Below are 1583 nucleotides of genomic sequence, written 5' to 3'. Positions count from 1 at the left end.
TAACACATATGAGCCTCCGGGCTGTCAATGAAAAAAGATAGCCCCTTGACCACTATTTCAAGATCAATATTTAGCCCTTTGTAGAACCCGTTTACTTCGTCTGTCATGGTCGATGTTAGGCGTATTGCCTACGTCAAACACATATAGAGGCTCTTAATGTTGCACTTATCAATTCCATCTGATTGGCAACGGCACTAGACATTCATCGGTTAACCTTCCTCTGTCCTATTCAAAGCTAAGTGGCTGGTTTACGCCAGTTAGTACCGGGCTCAGTGAAGGTGTAAGCAAATTCTGAAAAAGGGAATAATGCGCAACAGTGGCATGTCTAATCAAACGCAACGGGTTATGAGCTGTTGGTATACTTATCGAAACTGCTGATTGCAGAGTATTGTGCGATAAGACGATACTCGTCGTTTAACCAGTTAGACGCTAAAGCTCATGCCACTGTGCGACTTACCCGTTTAAAAAGCGTTCTTCATCAAACACCTGTTGATTTTTCAGCATAAAATAAATACATCGCCCGATTTTATGGGCTAAAGCCGATAAGGCTTTAGCTTTGCTCATGCGTTTTTGCAGATTAGCAAGATAGCGTTTAGCGTTGTCATTGCCTTTCAGGTACAACACAGCCGCTTCACTGAAGGCCCATTTCAAATGTGCATTGCCGATTTTATTCCCTTGGGTGCCGTATGATTTGCCGGCGGACTCCGCTTTGCATTTTACTAACCGCGAATAGGATGCGAATTTCTGAACAGAGGGAAAGCGTTGAATATCGCCAACCTCGTATAAAATGGTCAGGGCAAGGATTTTACCAATACCTGGAAACGACTTAAGAATATGAAGGTCACGAGCGTTATGCGTTTGCGCCTGGATTTTTACATAGTGCTCAATTTTATACAGCTCATGCACCATGGTGCTAATGATATTGAGGTTTAAATCCATACTTTTCTGCACAGCTTCGTCAGGGAAAAAGTGATGCATTTTCTGGCGGTCCGGTGAGTTTTGCAGATTTAACCGGGTTTCCAGGGCGGGTAGGTTATATTGACTAATTGTACTGGCCACATGAGCTTTCAGCTGTGCACTCATTCTCATAATGTGCGTTCGACGACGCAGCGCATCACGAATAGAACGGTGCTCTTTTGAATAGGCGTGAGCTAACGGGAAGTTGCCGCCGCGAATGAGCTTGGCAATCTTCAGTGCATCAATTTTATCGTTTTTGGTTTTCCCGGCATGAATAGCTTTCATGTACAGTGCATGGCCGAGAATAAAATCAATATTGTGCTGTTCACAGAAATCAGACACCCAATACCAGCAGTGCATACATTCCACACCAACTACGATATTGCCTAAATAGGGCGTTAGCAGTGCCAATAATTTCTCTGGTGAATCGTCGATTTTCTCGTGGACTAAGATATTGTTTTCATTATCGATGATACAGACATACAGTAATCGTGTATGAAGATCGATTCCACAATAGTAAGGATGTGTATTAGTATAAAAGTTCATTGAGTTTTCTCCCTCGGTTTGGTCACCTATTAGGATAAACTCTGTTTATGCTGATAGGGAGGAGGCTCAATGAGTATCAA

At 42.9% G+C, this 1583-nt stretch carries 1 protein-coding gene; it reads right to left on the bottom strand.

The annotated features are described in order from the left end of the window. Window positions 1-453: 453 nt before the first annotated feature. Window positions 454-1503, bottom strand: coding sequence for an IS110 family RNA-guided transposase (locus tag AC27IB_RS23410; protein ID WP_487124040.1), 1050 nt, complete (start codon window positions 1501-1503; stop codon window positions 454-456). Window positions 1504-1583 lie beyond the last annotated feature (80 nt).

Source organism: Alteromonas sp. 4NH20-0104 (assembly GCF_057547795.1).
This window is presented reverse-complemented; position numbering and strand designations above follow the sequence as displayed.

What these genes read in the sequence shown, in the direction of transcription:
- AC27IB_RS23410 (WP_487124040.1), bottom strand. Translation starts at nt 1,503, where the DNA reads ATGAACTTTTATACTAATACACATCCTTACTATTGTGGAATCGATCTT.